Consider the following 2,332-nt stretch of genomic DNA (forward strand, 5'->3'; position numbering starts at 1 on the left):
GACCAGTATCCCGATCCCGGCTGGCCGTCCTGGCCGCCACATGAGGCATGTTCCGCGTCCTTGCAATACTGTGTTTAGCAAAAATGCAAGCCGATGAACAACTCGCGATGGCAACAGCTAAAAAATTGGTAGAACAAAAACGCCAAATTGAAAAACAATGTTCTAAATAAATCCACCACTCGCACAAATCCCCCCTATTGTGCGAGCCTAAAAACACAGACACCTTATCACTGCTTTTCGAAACCATTAATCAATGCTTCTAAACCAAATAAAAAAGCCTCTGTGCCATCATCTTGATCCATAATTTGCAAAGCATCTTTTAATAGTCGAGGCATCGTATCATCTGCTATTTGTTGCCTATCATTAAGTGCTGCGATATGTTCTTGCTGCTCTAACACAGAACCTAACGTAAAATGACCAACCGCGCTTATTGCATATAACCCACATTTTAATGAAAAACCATTGTCCACCATAAACTGCAACTGCATTTCTACGGTGTCATATTGGTCTGAACTCGGGCGAGTCCCTAAATGCACTTTTGCGCCATCACGGTAACTTAATAATGCATCACGAAAGCTCAATGCATTATTACGTAAAAATTGTTGCCACGTTTCCCCAACTGCGGGTAATGAATGACGATGATTACGCTTTAGCATTTCAACAGATAATGCATCCAACAATGTGCGCTTGTTCTTCACATGCCAATATAGTGTAGGCTGCTCTACGCCCAGTTTTTGAGCTAGTTTTCGCGTTGTCAGCCCTTCCATTCCCACTTCATTTAGCAACTCTAATGCCACTGTGATGATGGTTTCTTTATCTAATCGCGCCATACTGCCCTCTCTTTTTTTCTATTGACACTCTATCACTGATAGGGATATATTCCAACTCTATCAATGATAGAGAAAAAACGATGAATAAATTTGCGATCACCGCTTTAACGATCACCGCCCTAGATGCTATGGGGATCGGCTTGATCATGCCTGTATTGCCTACATTGTTACGTGAATACGTGTCGGCTGAAAATTTAGCAAATCATTACGGTATCCTGCTGGCACTGTATGCCATCATGCAGGTTTTTTTTGCTCCTCTACTTGGCAAATGGTCTGATAAATTCGGGCGCCGACCAATATTACTACTATCTCTTGCAGGCGCTGCTGTGGATTACACTTTGCTTGCATTATCTAGCTCACTTTGGATGCTATACGTTGGGCGATTAATTTCTGGAGTTACTGGCGCAACAGGTGCGGTCGCCGCTTCTGTTATTGCTGACAATACTGCTTCACAAGAGCGTACTAAGTGGTTTGGACGCTTAGGGGCGGCTTTTGGTGTCGGGTTAATCTCTGGCCCTGCAATTGGCGGCTTTACAGGGCAATTCTCAGCTCATCTTCCTTTTATTATTGCTGCCATTTTAAATGCGCTCTCTTTTTTAGTTATTATGTTGATATTTAAAGATAATAAAATCAAAAATACTGAAAAAAACACCACAGAAACAGCAGAAAATTCGCGACCTTTCCTGCAAGTGATCAAGCCAGTCATACTATTGTTATTTATCTTTTTTATGACTCAAATGATAGGGCAAATTCCAGCAACGACATGGGTGTTATTTACGGAACATCGTTTTCAATGGGGCAGTATGGAGATCGGCCTATCTTTAGCGGGGTTAGGCATCATGCATGCCTTGTTCCAAGCATTTGTAGCGGGCGCAATCGCCAAGAAATTCAATGAAAAAGTGACGATTATTGTGGGCTTTGTTGTTGATGGAGCAGCATTCATTATTTTGTCATTATTGACAAAGGGTTGGATGATTTACCCTACATTAATCTTACTCGCCGGCGGCAGTATTGCGCTACCAGCCTTACAGGGGTTAATGTCAGCTCAAGTCAATCAAACTAACCAAGGTAAGCTACAAGGCGTTCTAGTCAGCTTAACCAATACGACGGGGGTGATCGGCCCATTATTATTTAGCTTTATTTTTGGTCAAACACTGGCAAGTTGGGATGGCTGGATATGGATGATTGGTGCGATAATGTATGTTTTATTGATTGTATTTATTTTATCTTTTTATAGAAGCACCAAAAAGATAGTTAAAATAGCGAAGCTACCAGCGAGCTAAGTTTTAGCATATCAATATTAAGTGCTATGATACCCCTATCAGATTTGCTTTTAGCACAAGATATTAAGAGACAAACCCTATGACATTACCCCCTAAAAAACCAAGAACAAAACCTGCGGAAGAAAGGCTAGATGACCTAATGAACGTATAGGAAGAATAAACGCCCTTTTCACCCAAGTCCAACAGCTTTGGACCGCAGTTGACTCTTTCGACACCCCT

The 2,332-nt window shown here is 41.8% G+C and carries 2 protein-coding genes; one reads left to right on the top strand and one right to left on the bottom strand.

All coding sequences use genetic code 11. The annotated features are described in order from the left end of the window. Positions 1–227 precede the first annotated feature (227 nt). Positions 228–830, bottom strand: a complete 603-nt coding sequence (gene tetR, locus R8O10_RS23745) for a tetracycline resistance transcriptional repressor TetR (RefSeq protein WP_000113092.1) — start codon at positions 828–830, stop codon at positions 228–230. A gap of 80 nt (positions 831–910) precedes the next feature. Between tetR and tet(59) the strand changes: the two genes are divergently transcribed. Continuing rightward, positions 911–2,113, top strand: coding sequence for a tetracycline efflux MFS transporter Tet(59) (tet(59), locus tag R8O10_RS23750; protein WP_001031679.1), 1,203 nt, complete (start codon positions 911–913; stop codon positions 2,111–2,113). Positions 2,114–2,332: the final 219 nt, after the last annotated feature.

Origin of the sequence: Vibrio sp. 1727 (genome assembly GCF_033344415.1) — a bacterium.
Lineage (GTDB): Bacteria > Pseudomonadota > Gammaproteobacteria > Enterobacterales > Vibrionaceae > Vibrio > Vibrio alginolyticus.

Bases quoted from the DNA above. Each gene is read 5' to 3' on its own strand.
- tetR (WP_000113092.1), bottom strand. From the start codon at position 830: ATGGCGCGATTAGATAAAGAAACCATCATCACAGTGGCATTAGAGTTG.